The following is a 20,377-nucleotide window of genomic DNA, read 5'->3' as shown; positions in this document are numbered from 1 at the left end:
TTCTATTAATAAACATATTAAAGAGCCTGCAATTTGCAGGCTCTTTTTTTATACCTTTGTGTCATGGATAAAACAACTCAGATATTTGGACTTAGAGCTATTATTGAAGCTTTAAATGCTGGAGAACATGTAGATAAAGTCTTTTTGCAAAAAGGACTTAAAGGCGACTTGTTTCAAGAACTAGAAACGGTACTAAAAGACAAAAGAGTTAACTCGTCTTACGTTCCGGTAGAAAAACTAAATAGATTAACAAAAAATAATCACCAAGGTGCTGTTGCACAAATTGCTCCTGTTAAGTTTTATGACATTGAGGAATTGTTTGACATGGTGTCTAAAAAAAATACAACTCCACTTTTTCTATTGTTAGATCAACTAAGTGATGTTAGAAACTTTGGTGCTATAATACGTACTGCAGAATGTACTGGAGTAGACGGGATAATTATACAAAGTAAAGGTGCTGCACCTGTAAATGGCGACACCATTAAAACAAGTGCTGGTGCTGTATTTAAAGTTCCTATTTGTAGAGTAGACCACATTAAAGATGCTGTATTTTTTCTGCAGGCATCAGATATTAAAGTTATTGCTGCGACAGAGAAAACGGATAATACATTATTTGATGTTTCGTTTAAAGAGCCATGTGCTATTATAATGGGATCTGAAGGTCGTGGTATAAATCCATCTATAATAAAAATAGCTAATGAGAAAGCTAAACTACCTTTACTAGGTGAAATAGAGTCTTTAAATGTTAGTGTAGCTTGTGGCGCTTTTTTATATGAAGCGGTAAGACAACGTCTATAACTCTTTATTTTTTTTATAAGTATAACTAATAGTAACAGGAAGCGTTACTTCTGGAAGATTATTTTCAGGTAACTCCTCCTCTACTATGTTTTCTATAAAATTACCGTTTTCATCAAAATGTTTTAAAAACTCATCGTCCTCTTCGTTGTAATCAGGTTCTTCCCATACATATTTTTTAGGTTTTGCTATTTGTTTTCTAAATAATAAAGCAAAAACTAATCCCACAATTAAACCACTTAAATGACCTTCCCAGGAGATACCTTCTTCTAATGGTATGGTATTCCAGATCATACTTCCATATAAAAAAGCTACTAAAAGGGATAATGCTATTAGTCTATAATGTTTAGCAAAAACACCTTTAAAAAAGATAAAACTTGCCAATACATATATTAATCCACTTGCTCCTATATGATAAGATGGTCTACCAATACACCAAGTTAAAAATCCAGATAGTAAAATACCGTACAAAAGCACTTTAAAAGCGATTGGTCTATAAAAATAGAACAACGCAGTGCTTAATACAAATAAAGGTATGGTATTATGCCATAAATGGGAAATACCAGAATGTATAAACGGACTACATATTACACCTACTAATCCAGTAATTTTTTGAGGATAGATGCCTAAAAAGTTAAGCGAAAACCCAAATCTAATCTCGATAGCAAAAATTAACCACAATAGGATTACAAATGCTATTGGATAGACTAAAACATCTAAGGTGAATGTAAAAGGTTCTTGTTGTTTCATTTGCAATAAATATAGCAAATAGTTATCCAAATTTAATGTATTGCAATAATGTCAGTCAGTTGTTGCGTGAAGGATTACTCATGAATACTATTTTGAAAAAAATCGTGATGACTTCATAATTGAACGGTCTGTTTGAAATCCTTTTTGCCTTAGCAAAAAGATTGAGTAGTGAAAGCCTGACTTTTATGTTAAGAATGCGCAAAAAAGACACGCCTAAACAAAATTTAATTTAATTTTACATTTATGAACACGCCTTTAGCTGAACGATTACGTCCACAAACTTTAGACGACTATATTAGTCAGTCACATTTAGTGGGTCCAAACGGGACTTTAACTAGTCATATTAATCAAGGAATTATACCAAGTATGATACTTTGGGGACCTCCTGGCATTGGAAAAACAACGTTGGCTAATATTATTGCACAAACCTCTAAACGTCCATTTTATACTTTAAGTGCAATAAGCTCTGGTGTAAAGGATGTGCGAGAGGTTATTGAAAAGGCAAAAAATAGTGGTGGGTTGTTTACTGCTAAAAACCCTATTTTGTTTATTGATGAGATTCATCGATTTAGCAAATCGCAACAGGATAGTTTATTGCAAGCTGTAGAAAAGGGTTGGGTCACTTTAATTGGTGCAACGACTGAGAACCCAAGTTTTGAAGTGATTTCTGCATTATTGTCACGCTGTCAGGTATATATTTTAAAAGCGTTTGAAAAAAGCGATTTAGAGGACCTTTTAAAGCGTGCAATAGATAAAGATGAATACATATCTAAAAAAAACATAAAACTTAAAGAAACTAGCGCATTATTACGATTATCTGGTGGTGATGCTAGAAAATTATTAAACATTTTTGAGTTGGTTGTAAATAGTGAGGATAAACCTATTATTACAATTACAGACGCCTTGGTTTTAGATAAGGTCCAAAATAACACTGTGCGTTATGATAAAACTGGCGAACAGCACTACGATATTGTGTCTGCTTTTATAAAATCCATTAGAGGTAGCGACCCTAATGCTGCTGTGTATTATTTGGCTAGAATGGTTGAAGGTGGTGAGGATGTAAAATTTATTGCTAGACGTATGCTTATTTTAGCTAGCGAAGATATTGGTAATGCTAATCCTACTGCATTGGTTATGGCTAATACTACGTTTCAGGCTGTTAGTACTATTGGCTACCCTGAGTCTAGAATTATTTTAAGTCAATGTGCGACATACTTAGCCTGTTCTCCTAAAAGTAATGCTGCCTATATGGCTATTAACCATGCGCAACAATTAGTAAAACAAACTGGCGATTTAAGTGTGCCTTTAAATATTAGAAATGCACCAACAAAATTAATGAAAGAGATTGGTTATGGTGAAGACTACAAGTACAGCCATAATTATGAAAATAATTTTGCCAATCAAGAGTTTTTACCAAAAGAGGTTAGTAACACAAAGCTTTACGAACCTGGTAATAATGCTAGAGAAAAAGCCCAACGCGACTTTTTAAGGTCACGTTGGAAAGAAAAATATGGTTATTAAAAATTAATAGTCATGGCTTTTATCTGTAAGTCATTGTCAACATAATGCGCTAAAACCCATTGATTATTCATTTTGTAAATTAATGCATCTTGCCCTTTTACTATGTAATAATCTTCTTTTCCAGAAAATAGAATGGTATATACTACTTTACCATTAGCGTCTAATAAATTATAACTAAATACCGATCCAGAGATTAATTTTGCGTGTAGGGCATTATCTGCAGGTTTAATCGTTTCTGTTTTAGTTTCTGTTTTTGTTGTTTCTTTTACAGGTGTATCAGTAACTTTAACGACCTCATTTTTAATTGTTGCTTCAGCCTTAATGTTATCTTTATTTGATTGTTCGGCTTTTAAAGTTTCAATTTCTTGTTTTAATGCTGTTACCTCTGTGGTCTGATTGTCTGCTGCAGTAGGTTTGTAAGTATGTATAAAACTTGAAAAGGTATTAAATGCATTACGTGTTGCTTCATTATAGGCTACAATATATTTTTTGTCTCTAGATTCTCCAATATCTGAAGTAAAAACAATCTCTTTTTTACAGTTTTCAAACTGAACATTTATTTTTGTTTTAAATAATGATGAAGAGTTTTTTAAAGTAGCATATAATACTAAACATCCATTATTTATAGCATCGTCTGGTAAAACATCTGTGTTACTAAATACAGTGAAATTTTGTTTTTCTAGTAAAAATTTGGTTAAACCATTTAACCTATATTGATCAGGTTCTGACTGAAAATCAAATTGATTTGCAACTACAACATACTTGTAATTATTTAATTTGTCTTGTGCTTGTAAACTTGTTACCAAACTAAATAACAAGATTAAAACTAACTGTATTTTATTTGAAAATTTCATAATTATAAATATTTTTTAATGTCTAATAAATGATTAACGACTTTAATTTCTGGACTAATTGTTGCTTTATGATAATTAAAACAAATAGCATCTAAACCAATATCCAAAGCACCCAAAATGTCAGCTTCATAGTTATCTCCAATCATGATACTATTAGCTGAATTAGCATTAGCCAAATTTAATGCGAAATTAAAAATTTCTGGATTTGGTTTTTTAACACCTACAACCTCTGCACTTGTAACGGTAGCAAAGTAATGATCCAACTTAGAACCTTTTAATTTATTGTTTTGAGCCTCTTTAAAACCGTTAGTGATTATATGTAAATTATATTTAGTTTTTAGGTAATCTAGCAACTCTACTGTACCATCAAAAACATGATTAAAACTACTTAAGTGAGTTATATAATCTTCAGATAGGATGTTAATCAAATCATCATCAATACTAAATTGTAAAGCATCAAAAGTTTCTTTTAACCTATTGTAACGTAAATTATCTTTGGTTACTTTTTCGTCTCTATATAATTTCCAATATTTAAGATTAATGGGTTCGTAAAATTGCAAAAAATCTTCTAGCTTAGTATTAACCGCATGTTTTTTAAAAAGAAAATCAAAGGTCAAAGCAGAGTTTTTATCAAAATCCCAAAGGGTATGATCTAAATCAAAAAATATGTGTTCTACTTTATTTTTTTTTAACATCTAAAATAATATTAAATAAGGTTTTAAAATGTTTCCAACGCTCTTGTTTATTAAAGGTGTAGTTATGAAACACTGGTACAAAAGTACCATTTACATTTTTTATACTTTTAATTAATCTATTTAAAGATTGCTCTTTATCAAGTAATGAGTGATATTTTAAAAATGCAAAATCTAATGCTTGATAAGGCACTACTTTTAAAGGTGTTTGCACTTCAAAATCCACATCGTAAAATAAAAATGGTGTACACGTTCCTGCTCTAAACCCTAAATGATTAACATAACCCATTGTATAATCTTCTGGGATTTCTAACTCGACTAAATTACGATAAGATTCTGGTAAATTAACTTTTGAAAATGATTGTCTAGAACCTACAATAGCATTATTTATTATGCCTTCCATTCTAGTTTTTTCTTCCTTAAGTAATTCTAAATTATTTAAAGCAAAAAAGGATGTTTTAATCCCTATTTTACAATAATCTGCTATATGTTTAATTAACGAAATAAATTTTTGTTTTTGAGGATTTATATTCCTGTCATAAGGAGAAAAATCGCCCAATAAAAAGAAAAAAACAAATTTATATTTTGAAGCTTTTTGCTTATTAATTATGTACTTGTAATTATCAAAAGGGTCACGTTTAAATCCTGTTAACACAGAATACCTCTCATAAATTCTTCTAAATTTAAAGGTAAAAAAATCTTTAAATGTGCCTCCTACTGTACGCATAATTCCCTTTAATTTATACTCGTAAGCCACAGGAACATCAATAACTGGAATTACAGTATATTTTTGTTCCGGAAATATAAAATCAGGATAATTATCCTTTAAAATTGCCTTAAACTTATAAGCCCAAATATCTACTACTGGTTGGTCTAAAAAGTTGTTTTTATAGGCTAAACTTTCTTCTGCTGTATAGCGTCCAAACTCGTCCTTTACATGTGGTAGATACTCTTCGTATCTACTAATTAAATAAAATGAAGCAGCAAAAATATCAAAAGGTATAGCACTTTTGTCACCAGTTGGAAAAAAGCATTTTGTGTCTTCCCAAGGTAAAACAGTTATATCAATATCTGAAAGACCTTGCTCAAATAGTAACTCATTGCTACGTACAAAAATCTCACCACTTAAAGGTTGTCTGGTATAAGACATTTTTAAGCTATCATGCGCAATAAACTCTTCTATAACAGTAGTAAAACTAACAGGTATTCCTAAAATTCTAGTACAAACTTGTTTAAATACATACTTGATCCTAGGTGTTATTTTATGTGTATAAACTAATAGCATATTACAGTATAGATTGATCTGCAAAGCTAAAATAACTTTGCTCTGTAATGATTAAATGATCTAAAACTTTTATATCTAAACTTTGTGCTGCTATTTTTAATTTTGAAGTCACATCTTTATCCGCTTGACTAGGTTTTAAAGTTCCTGAAGGATGATTGTGTGTTAATATTAAACCTACTGCGCCAACCTCTAAAGCTGTTTTTAAAACTAGTCTGGTATCTACTAATGTACCTGTAATACCTCCTTTGCTTAATTGGTTTTTATGAATAACTTTGTTAGAGTTATTTAAATAAATTATCCAAAATTCTTCATGTGGTAACTCGCCAATAACAGGTTGCATCAACTCAAATACAGATTTACTGGATGTTATCTTCATTTTATCCAGTGCTTCTCCTCCTCTACGTCTTCGTCCTAATTCCAAAGCAGCAATAATGGTTATAGCTTTGGCTTCTCCAATTCCCTTAAATTCCATTAATTGTTTTATGGATAACTTCCCTAGTTCACTTAAATTATTATCAGTAGACGCTAAAATACGCTTACATAAAGCCACTGCACTTTCTTGCCTATTACCAGAACCTATTAAAATGGCCACCAACTCTGCATCACTTAAGGCTACTTTACCTTTATAAAGCAGTTTTTCTCTAGGTTGATCATCCTGAGACCAGTTTTTTATTGAAAATGAAGTACTTTTATCAGACATTTTATAAATCTACATAATATTTGGTAAATTTTAAATGAAATAAAATACTTTGAACTTATAACCTTATAAATCTATTGTATCCACCACCAAAACATCAAGAAAACGATAAAGTACACTTACTAGAAGTGATAAAAACTTATACTTTAGCGACAGTCATTTCTGTTAAAGACAATACGCCTTTAATTACACATTTACCATTAATATATCGTGAAACTGATGGTAAATTAATAGGCCATATTGATATATACAATCCGCAAACCAGTCTTTTAAAGGATGAAAACGAAGTTACCGTAATTTTTTATGGTCCACAATGCTATATATCACCTAACATTTATACGACCACACAATTACCAACTTGGAATTATGTAAGAGTACATTTAACTGGAAAAGTGACTAAAATTGAAAGTACAGCAGCTTTAAAACAGTCGTTAATTACTATGACTGAGTTTTTAGAAGCTCCAGAACACCAATATGTTTTAGAGCCTGACAATCCTAGATTAGATAAAAATTTAAAGTATATTAAAATGTTTGAAATTACCATAGATACTTGGGAAGGTAAGTTTAAATTGTCTCAGGATAAAAAACCAAAGGATAAGGAAAATGCTCGTCAAGCTTTGATAAAAGCTAACCAAGAAAGTATTAAACAATTTTTAGATTCAATTTTTTAAAATAAAACTATGGAGATATTACTTAAATTTATTGTAGGTTTTGTAACTGTTTTACACTTCTACTTTTTATACTTTGAAATGTTTGCTTGGGAAACTACTGGACGTAAAGTTTTTAAAACTTTTCCTAAAGATTTATTTAAACCTACAAAAAGTATGGCTGCCAACCAAGGCTTGTACAATGGGTTTTTAGCAGCAGGATTATTATGGACTTTTTTTATTAGTAACCCTGAATGGCAATCAAATATTAGATTGTTTTTTTTAAGTTGTGTAGCTATTGCTGGTGTTTATGGCGCTTTAAGCGTATCTAAAAAAATATTTTTCATACAAGCTCTTCCAGCTATAATAGGTATAGTTTTAACGCTGTTAGGGACCCTTTAAAAATACTCACTATACTGCATAACCCTAAAATCAAAAGTATTAAAACTTGGGTCTTTAGCCTTTAACTGCTTATATAAGGGATTACTGCCAATTGCGATATTTGCTGCTCCTGACCCAGAGGTTAGCGATACAGTTTTAATTAATCGCTCATTTTTAAAGTTTGTTAAATCCTCTTTGCTATTTTCAACTGTATTTACCGTATTAGGTAATTTAAACTGATGAATTTTAGGCGTGATTTTGGATACTAACTTTAAAGAAATATTATAGTCTTTAATATGTTTTCTGAAAAAATATTCAGGTCCATTTTTACTGTTACCTCCTGTAAATAGTAGGGTGTCAATATTTGGATACTTAAGTAGATAACCTATAAGATCGCGTAACTTAATATTAGTCATACCTATGTCTGAAGCATCTATTTTTTGTCGCTCTGCACTAGCTACAATGTCACAAACACCTATTTTATTTTGTATTAAAAAATGCTTTCGTTGTTGTATGGCTTCTTGAGAATTATCATAACGCAAACCTAAATTATGAATTTTATCAATATATAACCACAAGCTATTATAATAACTTCCATAACAAAAGTCTACATCTTTATCTAATAATTGTCCTGTTGAAAAACGTGGTGGTGGTAAAGTACCGACTATAAGTTTTGTAGTATCTTTTTTAATAAATGGTGGATAGGGATGCGTGTGTTTAAACATCTTATAATTTAATGATAATACAGACTGAAGGCAAACTTTATAACAACTTTAATATTATAACTTTGTTTAAAAATTGTGTATTTACTACCTTATACTATAATTTAAAATATAGAAACTATGGGTAAAGGAGACAAAAAATCTAAACGAGGAAAAATTAACAGAGGTACATTTGGTGCTAGACGTCCACGAATTAAAAAACGTGTAAAACCAGAAACCAAAATTAATGTAGACAAAAAAGATACAGTTAGACCTTAAACTTTTCTCCTATTTTTTTACCAACTACGTAAGCACCATAAATAGCCAAAATAAGCACCACTATAGTACAAAAAATATACAGTGGATATAATATGTAGTTATGCTCAGAATTTAAACATATGGTATCTGTTATACAAATCGTTATCACCTCATCGTATAATTTAGGCAGTATAAAACTAACTAATAATAAGGCACCAATTACTGATAGTAGATAGGTTACATTCTTGTTTTTTTTAGGCTTACCTGTTGCTTTAAACAAGTCGCGTTCTGCTTGGGTACGTTTATTATCTTGTAAAGACCAAGTCTTTTTCGGTTGAGAGGTTTCCATCAAATTGGTAATTATCGTAATTAAATTGTTTTAAGTCCTCTATGGTTTGTGCGTTAGTATCGATAACGTATTTAGCCATTAAACCTCTAGCCTCTTTGGCATAAAACGATATTATTTTAAGTTTACCGTTTTTAAATTCTTTAAAATTTGCTGTTACGACTGGTACTTTAAGTGCTTTTGTATCTATAGCTTTAAAATACTCGTTACTGGCTAAATTAAGAAATACTTCGTTGTCTTCAAGTTCTTCATTTAAGGACTTAACTATATCTTTTTTCCAAAATTCGTATAGATTTTTATTGCTTCCTACTGCTAGTTTTGTTCCCATTTCTAATCTGTAGGGTTGTATTAAGTCTAATGGTTTTAAAACACCATATAATCCTGATAAAATCCTGATAGTATCTTGGGCAAGGTCTAGCCTATCTTCTGCAATATTATAGGCATCTAAGCCTTTATAAACATCTCCATTAAAAGCATACATTGCTGGACGTGCATTATCTTTAGTAAAAGGTAGTATCCAATCTTGATTACGATTGTAATTTAATTGCGCTAAATTATCGCTAATACTCATTAATTGAGATAAATCTTTAGGCTTCTGCTTTTTTAATACCTTATTTAATTTTGTGGATTGCTCTAAAAATAGAGGTTGTGTTGCTTTTACTGTAGGTAATTTGCTTTCAAAATCAAGAGATTTTGCTGGAGATATAACTAGTTTCATTATGTTTTTATTTCTGATATAAAAATACAAATTATATGACCTTTATAAAAGCTGAAACTATAGTAATTTTATATATTAAAATGTGCGTTTACTATCGCTAAGTTTTGCGTTAGCGATAGTAATGACATCCTTTTTTTGCTGCCATATATGGCAAAAAAAGATATAATGGATAGCGCGACCCTTGTGGTAACGCCCAAATTATGTGGTACATCTTATTCCATGTGTTTGGAATAGCCTCTCCACTTTTCTATACATTCTTGAATATCGTCTGGAATGTCAGACTCAAAACTCATAAATTTATTTGTTGTAGGATGCACAAAGCCTAGTGTTTTTGCATGTAGGGCTTGACGTGGTAATACTTTAAAACAGTTGTCTACAAATTGTTTGTACTTGGTAAACGTGGTTCCTTTTAGTATCAGGTTTCCGCCATAACGCTCGTCGTTAAACAAGGTGTGTCCTATATGCTTCATGTGGACACGTATTTGATGTGTACGTCCTGTTTCTAGCTTACAGCTTACTAAAGTAACGTAGCCTAAACGTTCTATTACTTTATAGTGTGTTACTGCTGGTTTACCTTTGTCTGCATCGTCGTCTAAGTAAACTGTGTTTTGCAGTCTGTTTTTTGGATGACGTCCAATGTTACCTTCTATGGTACCTTCTTCCTCATCCATATTACCCCAAACTATTGCTACATATTCACGCTCGCTAGTTTTAGCTTTAAACTGTGCTGACAAATGTGCCATAGCGACTTCTGTTTTTGCTATAACTAATAACCCTGAAGTGTCTTTATCAATCCTATGGACTAGTCCTGGACGATCGCTTGAGTTGTTTGGTAGATTGTCAAAATGAAATATTAATGCATTAATTAACGTCCCAGAATAATTACCATGTCCTGGATGTACAACCATACCTGCTGGTTTATTAACGACTAATAATTGGTCGTCCTCATAGACTATGTCTAATGGTAAATCTTCTCCTACCAATAGGTTTTCATGTGGTGGATGCTCAAAACGTACTGCAATAACGTCTTCCGGTTTAACCTTATAATTAGATTTAACTGGTACGTCGTTTACAAATATACTACCGTTTTTGGCTGCATCTTGTATTTTGTTACGTGTTGCGTTTTCTATTTTGTTCATTAACCATTTATCAATACGTAATGGTTTTTGACCTTTGTCTGCTATAAAAGAATGATGTTCAAATAGTCCATCTGCATCTTCTTCTTGTAATTCTGGTGTGTAGTCCTCCATAATTTAATTGCCTCCTGGACGGTTACCGTTACCCAACACGACATCTATCACTGCTGTTTTAGGCAGTTTTGTGTTAGGTTTTAATGTTTCTCCTTTATGGCGTAACTCTCTAACCATATCTTTTCCAATATGGTCAACATATATTGTTTTTCCTATTTTAAAACCTAAAGCCTCAATAGTTGGTTTTGCTTGTCTATAACTTTTATGACTTAAATCAGGCACTGCTATTTTACGGTATCCTGATGGGTTTAATGTAATGTATATTTTACGATTTTCTTTGACTTTAGCATTTGCTTTTGGATCTTGCTCTATCACTGAAAATTTAGGATAATTAGGATTAAAATTAGCCGAATCTTGAATTTGCATAACCAAGTTGTTTTTTTCCAACTCGATATTTGCAACTTCGATCGATTTTCCTGTCAAATCCGGAACCGTTTCAAACTCGTTATTATTTGTAGTTATATTTAACCACTTAAGCATTAAAAACACTAAAACAACCACAGCAACTACTGCTATTGCTAATTGCTTAAAAAACACTTTACTTTTAAGAAAATTGATGACACTCATTTAACTAATTTTTGTAGGCAAATATATAAAAACTAAAAGGTTTTATCTTCGGAATAAAATAAATGATATTTTTACAAAACGAATATTTTAATGGTTTATTGAATATCTGAAATAATTTAGATTTAAATGAAAAAAAACATTGCCATAATAATGGGAGGTTATTCTAGTGAATATAAAATCTCTCTTACCAGCGGAAACGTGGTATATCAAAATTTAGATAAGACTAAATATAATGCCTATCGCATACATATCTTTAAAGACAAATGGGTGTATGTGGACGATGCAGATCAAGAATTTGCTATTGATAAAAACGATTTTTCTGTAACTATAGACAATAATAAAATTACTTTTGATTGTGTTTTTAATGCTATCCATGGTAGTCCAGGAGAGGATGGTTATATGCAAGGCTATTTTAAATTATTAAACTTACCTCATACTAGTTGTGGCATGTATCAGGCTGCTGTTACTTTTAATAAGAGAGACTGTTTAAGTATTTTAAAACCTTACGGAATTTTAACTGCTGAAAGCTATTACCTAAATTTAGGTGATTCCGTAAATGAAGAGGACATTATCGCCAAAGTTGGATTACCTTGTTTTGTAAAAGCTAATAAAGCCGGAAGTAGTTTTGGTATTACTAAAGTGCATAAAAAAGAAGACCTTCAACAGGCAATTGACCACGCTTTTAAAGAAGATGACGAGATAATTATAGAATCTTTTTTAGATGGTACTGAGGTATCTGTAGGTGTTATTACTTATAAAGGCGAAACTAAAGTATTACCAATTACAGAGATTGTTAGCGAAAATGATTTTTTTGATTACGAAGCTAAATACTTAGGTAAATCTCAAGAAATAACACCTGCAAGATTAACTAAAGTACAAGAAGACAAAGTAAATACGGTTGCAAAAAAGGTATATGAAATTTTAAAAATGACTGGTTTTTCAAGAAGTGAATACATTTTTAAAAATAACGAACCACATTTATTAGAAATGAATACTATTCCTGGTCTTACTAATGCTAGTATATTGCCACAACAAGCACAAGTTGCTGGAATAAGTATGGCAGATTTGTTTAGTAATGCTATAGAAGAAGCTTTAAAATAAATAGTTTATATTTATTAACTAACCAAATCCCCAAACAACATGGTTTTTTACGGAAGTAAAGCTAGTAAACTTAAAGAAGGTCAACTTATTAATGTTAAATGTCCTAATTGTACAGAAGGACAGACCATGCACTATGGTATTTATGGTAAGTATGCCTACGTGTATTGGATACCTTTATTTCCTATTGGTAAAACTTATGTTTTAGAATGCAACCATTGTAAACGCACTTATAACCTAAAAGAATTACCTGAACAAATCAAGCAAAAATTTGAATTAGAAAAAGCAGGCGTAAGGTTTCCGTTATGGTATTTTAGTGGCTTAATACTTATAGCTATTGCAATAACTTTAGCTACGTATTTAAGTAAAAAGGATGCAGAAAACGATAAATTATATATCCAACAACCTATGATTGGAGATGTTTATTCTGTTAAAGCATCACAAACAGGCTACTACACTTCAATGAAGATTACTAAAGTCACTACGGATAGTGTTTATGTTGTTTTTAATGATTACGAAATAGACAGAAAATCCAAAATCTATAAAATAAATAAGACTGAAAATTATACCACAGAAATAGATGGCTACTCTAAGGAAGAAATACAAACCCTTTTTGAACAAGAGTTTATTTATGAAGTGGATAGAGATTAAATACATATAACATGAGACGAGCACTTTTTCCTGGATCTTTTGATCCTATTACACTTGGCCATTTAGACATAATTAAACGAGGTGTCAAACTTTTTGACGAAGTTATAGTTGCCATAGGTGTAAACTCAGAGAAAAAATATATGTTTTCTTTAGAAGACAGAAAACGTTTTTTAGAAGAGACCTTTAAAGACGAACCAAAAGTAAAAATTATGACTTACAAAGGTCTAACTATTGACTTTTGCAAAGAGATTAATGCTCAATTTATTTTACGTGGTTTACGTAATCCTGCTGATTTTGAGTTTGAAAAAGCAATAGCGCATACAAACAGAAAACTTTCAAAAATAGAAACTGTATTTTTATTAACTGCTGCCAGAACATCTTACATAAGCTCTAGTATAGTTAGAGAAGTAATAAGAAACAATGGAGACTACACTGTCTTAGTACCAGATAGTGTTAGGGTTAAATAACCATACATTGCAAAAAAGGCGAGCATAAAATGCTCGCCTTTTTTGTGATTAAAATTTATATTCTGATAACGGTTTTGGAAAATCTTCTGGATTTGCAGCTAAATGATATCTTGGATCATCAATAGCCTCTACAACAACCTCTCTAAATTTAGGACTAGATTTATAAAGCAAGACTTTACAATCGTCGCTTAAATGCTTTAAACGTATTTGCTTACCTTCTGATTCATATTTTTCAACGAGATTAAAAATTGCTTCTAAAGCAGAATGATCACTTATTCTAGATTCAACAAAATCAATTTCTACTTTTTCTGGATCATTTTTAACATCAAATTTTTCATTAAATGCTTGAATACTTCCAAAAAACAATGGTCCCCAAATTTCATAAACTTTAGTACCATCTTCTTTAAAACGTTTTCTAGCTCTAATCTTTTTAGCATTTTCCCATGCAAATACTAAAGCCGAAATTATAACTCCAATAAAAACAGCAACCGCTAAATCCACAAATACTGTTACTAATGACACTGTAATTAATACAACAGCATCAGACATTGGTATTTTTTTTAATATTCTAAAACTAGACCAAGCAAAGGTTTCAACAACCATCATAAACATTACACCAACTAAAGCTGCAATTGGCACCATTTCTATTAACTTATCTGCAAATAAAATAAAAGACAATAAGGTTACAGCCATCATAATACCAGATAATCTACCACGTCCACCAGCGTTAATATTAATAACTGTTTGACCAATCATACCACAACCTCCTGTACCGCCAAATAGACCAGACACAATATTTCCTGCACCTTGCGCAACACATTCTCTGTTTCCGTTTCCTCTAGTTTCTGTTAATTCGTCAACTAAATTCATAGTCATTAAAGACTCAATTAATCCAACAGATGCTGCTAAAAAAGCAGGTAAAGCAATAAACTTTAAAGTATCTAAATTAAATGGTAATTTCTCCCAAAGCTCCATGTTTGGTGTTGGAAACTCTCCTTTCAACCCTGTTCCTCCTCCTTCGACGATATAAGATCCCACTGTAGACACATCCATATTAAAACCAATAACAATTAAACTGGTTACTAAAATAGCGGTTAAAGCTGCAGGTAATTTTTTAGTGATTTTAGGTAATCCCCAAATAATTCCCATAGTTAACAATACCAACCCAATCATGGTATACAACTCAGAGCCTTGCATGTATGTACTTACATATTCGTTTACTCCTGCATCAGACACTTTTAAGGATTTATGAGAAAACATTTTTACCTGAGCCATAAAAATAACGATAGACAAACCGTTTACAAATCCCATCATTACAGGATGCGGAATTAACCTAACAAAACGTCCCAATTTAAAAACACCTGCAAAAATTTGTATAATTCCCATTAAGACCACACAAGCCATCAGATAGAAAAACCCCATGTTTTCAATAGGTGTATCCATTAGCATACCTTTAGTATGTCCATCTGCAATCATGCTTACAAAAATAACTGCAACAGCACCTGCTGCTCCAGATATTAATCCTGGTCTACCTCCAAATATAGCTGTAATTAAACCTATAATAAAAGCACCTGATAATGCCATTAAAGGATCTATTTGCGCAACAAAAGCAAATGCTACTACCTCTGGAATCATCGCTAAAGACACGGTTATTCCTGCTAATACATCATCTTTTGCATTTGGAACTATTTTTCTAATAAACTCTGTCATTTCTTCAATTTTTCAAGCTGCAAAAGTACGTTTAATTAGAACAATCACAAGTCTATAGTATTATATTTGTGTAACCATTATTTAAAAATACAATCAATGAAAAAAATATTAGTCATATTAATATTAGTGGTTTCTTGTAAATCTACTACTAAAAAGGATTTTGATTTTGAAACTGTTTTTGAAAAATCTCAAGGATTAGAAACTGCCACTTACCAACAAACGATTCAGTATTACAAAGATTTAGCAACAGCTTATACGTCAATATCTATCGACTCTATTGGTAGTACAGATTCTGGAAAGCCACTACACTTAGTGACTTTAAATCCAGACGGAAACTTCAATTTTGAAAGTATTAGAAATGATAAGCGAATTTTATTAATCAATAACGGAATACATCCAGGAGAATCTGATGGTATAGATGCCACCATGATGTTATTTAGAGATATGGCTTCTGGTAAAATTGAAGCGCCTAAACATACAGTATTAGCAACTATACCAATTTATAACGTTGGTGGTAGTTTAAACCGAAATACCTCTACAAGAACAAACCAAAATGGTCCTAAAGCCTATGGATTTAGAGGTAACGCAAGAAATTTTGATTTAAATAGAGATTTTATAAAAAGCGATACAAAAAACGCCAAAACCTTTGCTCAAATTTTTCACTTGGTTAAGCCTGATGTTTTTATAGACAATCATGTTAGTAATGGAGCAGATTATCAATATACTTTAACGCATTTATTTACGCAACACAATAAGCTTGGTGGTACTTTAGGTAATTATTTACACACTAAAATGCAACCAAACTTAGAAGCTAAATTAGCAAACAAACAATGGGATATTACGCCATATGTTAATGTCTTTAATAAAGTGCCAGAAGCTGGATTTAGTCAATTTATGGATAGTCCAAGGTACTCCACTGGCTACACAACTTTATTTAACACCTTAGGTATGATGGTTGAGACACATATGCTTAAACCATACAAACAACGTGTAGAAGGCACCTTTGAGTTAATGAAGTCTATGATTGAAATTATAGAAGAAGACCATGAACAAATTAAATCCTTACGTCAAGACTACAACCAACAACTTATTGCTAAAAAGACTTACCCATTACAATGGGAAATTGACACCACAAAAACCACATCATTAAACTTTAAAGGTTTTGAAGGTAACATGATACCTAGCAACATTACAGATGCAGACCGTTTAAAATTTGACAGAAACAAGCCTTTTACAAAGCAAATTACCTACCAAAATTATTTTAAGCCTAGTTTAGAAATCGAAATACCTAAAGCCTATATCATTCCTCAAGGTTGGTGGAATGTAATTGAACTTTTAAAATTGAATGATGTTGACATGACACCTTTAAGTAAAGATTCTACAATAACGGTACAATCCTATAAAATTGACAACTACCAAACAAGATCCCAAGCGTATGAAGGACACTATCAGCATTATAATACAACTATAAAAGTTTCGGAAGAAACCATAACATTCAATAAAGGTGATTTCATTATTAAAACTAATCAAGAGGCCTTTAGATACCTAATCGAAACTTTAGAACCGCAAGCTCCTGATTCATTTTTTAATTGGAATTTTTTCGATACAATACTGCAACAAAAAGAAGGATTTTCGCCTTATGTTTGGGAAGATAAAGCCGAATTAATTTTAAGACAAGACCCTAAATTAAGAATCAATTTTAACCTTAAAAAATCTTACGACAAAGACTTTGCTTCTAACTGGTACGCACAACTTGACTGGCTTCATAAACAGAGTGTTAATTACGAAAAATCACACTTACAATATCCGGTTTATAGATTAAAATAATGTCTGAAAAATAATTTTTAATGTTGAATTTTGGATATGTTTTTATATTACATTTACTTAAAATTTCAAGTAAATAAAAATGAATCCACAAGACATTGAAAATATAGAATTAGCATACCTAACTCTAGATGATTATCAAGAGTTAAAAGAAGCTATGCAAGAAGCATACAAGTCTATGCCTAATCTATATTGGAGAGAAAATCAAATTAAAACTTTAATTGACAAGTTTCCGGAAGGACAAGTTGTAATTAAAATTAATAACCAAATTGCTGGTTGCGCTTTGTCTATAATAGTAGATTATGACAGGATTGAAGCAGAGCATACCTACGAGGATATTACAGGTAATTATACTTTTAATACACACACAAAATCTGGTGATGTATTATATGGTATTGACGTATTTATAAAACCAAAATTTAGAGGTTTACGTTTAGGTAGACGTTTATATGATTACAGAAAAGAGTTATGCGAAAAACTTAACTTAAGAGGTATTGTATTTGGTGGTCGTATTCCTAATTTTCATAATTACCAAAACGAAATGACACCTAAAGAGTACATGGATAAGGTAAAAAGAAAAGAAATTCATGACTCGGTTTTAAATTTTCAAATCTCAAACGACTTTCACCCTCTTAGAGTTTTAAAAGGCTATTTAGAAGGTGATAAAGATTCTGGCGAGTTTGCTGTACTTTTAGAATGGGATAATATTTATTATCAAAAACCATCTAAAAAAGCAGCTACCAAGAAAAAAGTGGTACGATTAGGTCTTATACAGTGGCAAATGCGCTTGTATAAAGATTTAGAAGAATTAATGCAGCAAGCCGAATATTTTGTTGATGCTGTGTCAGGATATCGATCTGACTTTGCTTTATTTCCAGAGTTTTTTAATGCGCCTTTAATGGCTGACAACAACCATTTACCAGAGTCTGAAGCCATTAGAGAACTAGCAAAACACACGGAAGAAATCGTTCAGAAGTTTTCTGAATTAGCAATATCCTACAACATAAACATCATTACTGGAAGTTTTCCAGAAATGAAAGACGACTTATTATATAACGTTGGTTATTTATGCAGACGTGATGGTACTTTAGAGCGTTACGAAAAACTACATGTTACTCCAGACGAAGCTAAAGTTTGGGGAATGCAAGGTGGTAATAAATTGCAAGCTTTTGACACAGATTGTGGTAAAATTGGGATTTTAATTTGTTATGATTCTGAGTTTCCAGAATTAAGTAGATTATTAGCAGACGAAGGTATGGACATCCTATTTGTTCCGTTTTTAACAGACACACAAAATGGGTATTCTAGAGTCCGCAATTGTGCACAAGCAAGAGCGATAGAAAACGAATGCTACGTTGCTATTGCAGGTAGCGTAGGTAACTTACCAAAAGTACATAATATGGACATCCAATATGCACAATCTATGGTATTTACACCTTGTGATTTTGCTTTTCCAGCTAATGGAATAAAAGCTGAAGCAACAACCAATACTGAGATGATATTAATTGCAGATGTTGACATAGATTTACTACGTGAGCTTAATCAATTTGGTAGCGTTAGAAACCTAAGAGACAGACGCAAAGACATTTTTAGCTTAACTAAAAACTAAGCCTAAAATATTTATTGAAAATTTAACTAAACTGGTTTTACAAAATGTAAAACCAGTTTAAAAATAATATAACTTTACTAGAAATTTATATCGCGATTTTCGCATAAAATGAACAAATACATTGTTGTCAATCAACCAGAAAAATGGCATTTTTCGATTGAGAATATTACGGTAATTTCATCGCAAGATTATCTTACCAATCCTAAATTTTCGCTTTTAAAAAAAGCAAGAATATTTAATCTTTGCAAAGATTATAGTTACCAGTCTAAAGGTTACTACGTCTCGCTTTTAGCCGAAGCTAGAGGTCATTTAGCTATCCCAACAGTAAGAAACATTGTAGATTTAAAAACTTTAAAACTGGTTAAAATTGTATCAGACGAGTTTGACGATGTTATCCAACAAAGCTTAAAAAACATTAAATCAAGAGAGTTTACACTTAGCGTATACTTTGGACAAAACGTGGCCCAAAAATACAAAGAGCTTAGTAGTTTGTTTTACAAACATTTTCAAGTTCCATTTTTACGCGTAAAGTTTCATCATAATAATAAATGGAACATACAAAGTATTAAAGCTATTTCAGAATCAGAAATTCCTTTAGACCATCTAGAAAGTGTTAACCTATTTGCTAATCAATATTTTGCAAAAAAACGTTATGATACTCCAAAATTGACTACCTCAGATTTTGACTTAGCAATTTTGGTAAACCCAAACGATCCTGCTCCTCCTAGTAATAGCAAAGCCTTAAAAAAGTTTATTGATATTGCTGAAAAGATGAATATTTACGCTGAAATAATTGAGCCTAAAGATTTAAGTCGCTTATCCTCTTTTGATGCTTTATTTATTAGACAAAGTACAGAAGTTAATAATGAAGCCTATGCATTTGCACGTAAAGCACAGCAAGAAGGCATTGCAATTATTGATTACCCAGAAGCAATTTTAAAATGCTGCAACAAAGTGTACATGGCAGAAGCGTTAAACAATGCTCATATTGCGACTCCAAAAACAGTAATTGTGCACAAAGAAAACAGAGCTTTAGTCTTAGAACAAGTTGGTTTACCTTGTGTATTAAAAGCACCAGATAGCACGTTTTCATTTGGAGTAAAAAAAGCTAAAACAACTAAAGAATATGACACCTTGGTAACAGACATGCTAAAAGAGTCTGATTTAATTATAGCACAAGAGTTTTGTCCTTCGGATTATGATTGGCGTATAGGCATTATAGACGATGTCCCATTTTACGCTTGTAAGTATTATATGGCTAAAGGACATTGGCAAATTTATAATTGGAATGCAGATAAAAAAAATGATCAAGATGGTGACGCTGATTGCTTACCTATAGAGGATGTGCCAAAAGATGTTATAACTATGGCCATTAAATCTGCAAAACTAATGGGTAAAGGCTTGTATGGTATTGATATAAAAGTGGTCAATAACAAACCAATGGTTATTGAAATTAACGACAATCCAAATATAGACTTTGGTGTAGAGGATGCTTATTATGGCGATTTAGTTTACACTAAAATACTACAGGCTTTAAAAACTAGGTTAGAATAATT

22 protein-coding genes are annotated in these 20,377 nt (G+C 31.5%); 11 read left to right on the top strand and 11 right to left on the bottom strand.

Translation table 11 applies throughout. The annotated features are described in order from the left end of the window. The first annotated feature begins 63 nt into the window (after positions 1-63). On the top strand, positions 64-798 hold the full coding sequence (gene rlmB / locus M890_RS0112500) for a 23S rRNA (guanosine(2251)-2'-O)-methyltransferase RlmB (protein WP_028283861.1): 735 nt from the start codon (positions 64-66) through the stop codon (positions 796-798). Here the strand turns inward: rlmB and M890_RS0112495 are convergent. Further along, entirely contained in the window at positions 793-1,545 is a 753-nt protein-coding gene (locus M890_RS0112495) for a rhomboid family intramembrane serine protease (RefSeq protein WP_028283860.1), read from the bottom strand. The two genes, rlmB and M890_RS0112495, sit on opposite strands and share 6 nt — an antisense overlap. A gap of 243 nt (positions 1,546-1,788) precedes the next feature. On the opposite strand from M890_RS0112495, the gene M890_RS0112490 reads away from it, so the two are divergent. Further along, a complete protein-coding gene (locus tag M890_RS0112490; RefSeq protein ID WP_028283859.1) occupies positions 1,789-3,066 on the top strand; it encodes a replication-associated recombination protein A in 1,278 nt (425 codons plus the stop codon). Here M890_RS0112490 and M890_RS16490 read toward each other — a convergent pair. From M890_RS16490 to radC, 4 genes are read right to left on the bottom strand one after another with little or no spacing between them, the layout of a single operon-like run. Then, positions 3,063-3,920 carry a hypothetical protein gene (locus M890_RS16490; protein ID WP_051437527.1) on the bottom strand — a complete coding sequence of 286 codons (858 nt, stop codon included), beginning with the start codon at positions 3,918-3,920 and terminating at the stop codon, positions 3,063-3,065. The genes M890_RS0112490 and M890_RS16490 overlap by 4 nt on opposite strands. Before the next feature lie 2 nt (positions 3,921-3,922). After that, complete coding sequence (locus tag M890_RS0112480; protein ID WP_028283858.1) at positions 3,923-4,615, bottom strand: YjjG family noncanonical pyrimidine nucleotidase; 693 nt, start codon at positions 4,613-4,615, stop codon at positions 3,923-3,925. Next, on the bottom strand, positions 4,599-5,897 hold the full coding sequence (locus M890_RS0112475) for a polysaccharide deacetylase family protein (protein ID WP_028283857.1): 1,299 nt from the start codon (positions 5,895-5,897) through the stop codon (positions 4,599-4,601). Before M890_RS0112475 ends, M890_RS0112480 begins: the two co-directional genes overlap by 17 nt. A gap of 1 nt (position 5,898) precedes the next feature. After that, positions 5,899-6,597, bottom strand: a complete 699-nt coding sequence (gene radC / locus M890_RS0112470; RefSeq protein ID WP_028283856.1) for a RadC family protein — start codon at positions 6,595-6,597, stop codon at positions 5,899-5,901. A gap of 74 nt (positions 6,598-6,671) precedes the next feature. On the opposite strand from radC, the gene M890_RS0112465 reads away from it, so the two are divergent. Both M890_RS0112465 and M890_RS0112460 read left to right on the top strand, forming a co-directional pair. Then, complete coding sequence (locus M890_RS0112465) at positions 6,672-7,265, top strand: FMN-binding negative transcriptional regulator (protein WP_028283855.1); 594 nt, start codon at positions 6,672-6,674, stop codon at positions 7,263-7,265. 9 nt (positions 7,266-7,274) lie between these two features. Further along, positions 7,275-7,643, top strand: coding sequence for a DUF1304 domain-containing protein (locus M890_RS0112460; protein WP_028283854.1), 369 nt, complete (start codon positions 7,275-7,277; stop codon positions 7,641-7,643). Here the strand turns inward: M890_RS0112460 and M890_RS0112455 are convergent. Continuing rightward, positions 7,640-8,347: a uracil-DNA glycosylase family protein gene (locus tag M890_RS0112455; RefSeq protein ID WP_028283853.1), complete on the bottom strand. Its 708-nt coding sequence runs from the start codon at positions 8,345-8,347 to the stop codon at positions 7,640-7,642. The genes M890_RS0112460 and M890_RS0112455 overlap by 4 nt on opposite strands. A gap of 117 nt (positions 8,348-8,464) precedes the next feature. On the opposite strand from M890_RS0112455, the gene M890_RS16655 reads away from it, so the two are divergent. Further along, positions 8,465-8,602, top strand: coding sequence for a 30S ribosomal protein THX (locus tag M890_RS16655; protein WP_084553674.1), 138 nt, complete (start codon positions 8,465-8,467; stop codon positions 8,600-8,602). Here the strand turns inward: M890_RS16655 and M890_RS0112445 are convergent. The 4 genes from M890_RS0112445 to M890_RS0112430 form a co-directional block, all read right to left on the bottom strand. Continuing rightward, a complete protein-coding gene (locus M890_RS0112445; RefSeq protein ID WP_028283852.1) occupies positions 8,592-8,930 on the bottom strand; it encodes a hypothetical protein in 339 nt (112 codons plus the stop codon). The two genes, M890_RS16655 and M890_RS0112445, sit on opposite strands and share 11 nt — an antisense overlap. Next, a complete protein-coding gene (yaaA, locus tag M890_RS0112440) occupies positions 8,887-9,645 on the bottom strand; it encodes a peroxide stress protein YaaA (RefSeq protein ID WP_028283851.1) in 759 nt (252 codons plus the stop codon). Before yaaA ends, M890_RS0112445 begins: the two co-directional genes overlap by 44 nt. 212 nt (positions 9,646-9,857) lie before the next feature. Continuing rightward, positions 9,858-10,895: an RluA family pseudouridine synthase gene (locus M890_RS0112435; protein WP_028283850.1), complete on the bottom strand. Its 1,038-nt coding sequence runs from the start codon at positions 10,893-10,895 to the stop codon at positions 9,858-9,860. Between the two features lie 3 nt (positions 10,896-10,898). Further along, positions 10,899-11,462, bottom strand: a complete 564-nt coding sequence (locus M890_RS0112430; RefSeq protein ID WP_028283849.1) for a PASTA domain-containing protein — start codon at positions 11,460-11,462, stop codon at positions 10,899-10,901. 126 nt (positions 11,463-11,588) lie between these two features. Between M890_RS0112430 and M890_RS0112425 the strand changes: the two genes are divergently transcribed. From M890_RS0112425 to coaD, 3 genes are read left to right on the top strand one after another with little or no spacing between them, the layout of a single operon-like run. After that, positions 11,589-12,563 (top strand): D-alanine--D-alanine ligase, encoded by a 975-nt coding sequence (locus tag M890_RS0112425; RefSeq protein ID WP_028283848.1) that lies wholly within the window; start codon positions 11,589-11,591, stop codon positions 12,561-12,563. 39 nt (positions 12,564-12,602) lie between these two features. Further along, complete coding sequence (locus M890_RS0112420; protein WP_028283847.1) at positions 12,603-13,211, top strand: zinc ribbon domain-containing protein; 609 nt, start codon at positions 12,603-12,605, stop codon at positions 13,209-13,211. Positions 13,212-13,222: 11 nt separating this feature from the next. Continuing rightward, the gene (gene coaD / locus M890_RS0112415; RefSeq protein WP_028283846.1) at positions 13,223-13,678 is read left to right on the top strand and encodes a pantetheine-phosphate adenylyltransferase; all 456 of its coding nucleotides are present in this window, start codon (positions 13,223-13,225) and stop codon (positions 13,676-13,678) included. Between the two features lie 48 nt (positions 13,679-13,726). Here the strand turns inward: coaD and M890_RS0112410 are convergent, their stop codons facing one another. Further along, positions 13,727-15,388, bottom strand: coding sequence for a SulP family inorganic anion transporter (locus M890_RS0112410; RefSeq protein WP_028283845.1), 1,662 nt, complete (start codon positions 15,386-15,388; stop codon positions 13,727-13,729). 96 nt (positions 15,389-15,484) lie between these two features. On the opposite strand from M890_RS0112410, the gene M890_RS0112405 reads away from it, so the two are divergent. The 3 genes from M890_RS0112405 (at position 15,485) to M890_RS0112395 (ending at position 20,375) form a co-directional block, all read left to right on the top strand. Then, entirely contained in the window at positions 15,485-17,215 is a 1,731-nt protein-coding gene (locus tag M890_RS0112405; protein ID WP_028283844.1) for a M14 family metallopeptidase, read from the top strand. Positions 17,216-17,294: 79 nt separating this feature from the next. Then, complete coding sequence (locus tag M890_RS0112400; RefSeq protein ID WP_028283843.1) at positions 17,295-18,821, top strand: carbon-nitrogen hydrolase family protein; 1,527 nt, start codon at positions 17,295-17,297, stop codon at positions 18,819-18,821. Between the two features lie 108 nt (positions 18,822-18,929). Continuing rightward, on the top strand, positions 18,930-20,375 hold the full coding sequence (locus tag M890_RS0112395) for a RimK family ATP-grasp domain-containing protein (protein ID WP_028283842.1): 1,446 nt from the start codon (positions 18,930-18,932) through the stop codon (positions 20,373-20,375). The last annotated feature ends 2 nt before the right edge of the window (positions 20,376-20,377 follow it).

It is taken from the genome of Olleya marilimosa CAM030 (assembly GCF_000518485.1).
Lineage (GTDB): Bacteria > Bacteroidota > Bacteroidia > Flavobacteriales > Flavobacteriaceae > Olleya > Olleya marilimosa.
The sequence above is the reverse complement of the archived record's forward strand: the minus strand, read 5'-3'. Positions and strand labels throughout refer to the sequence as shown.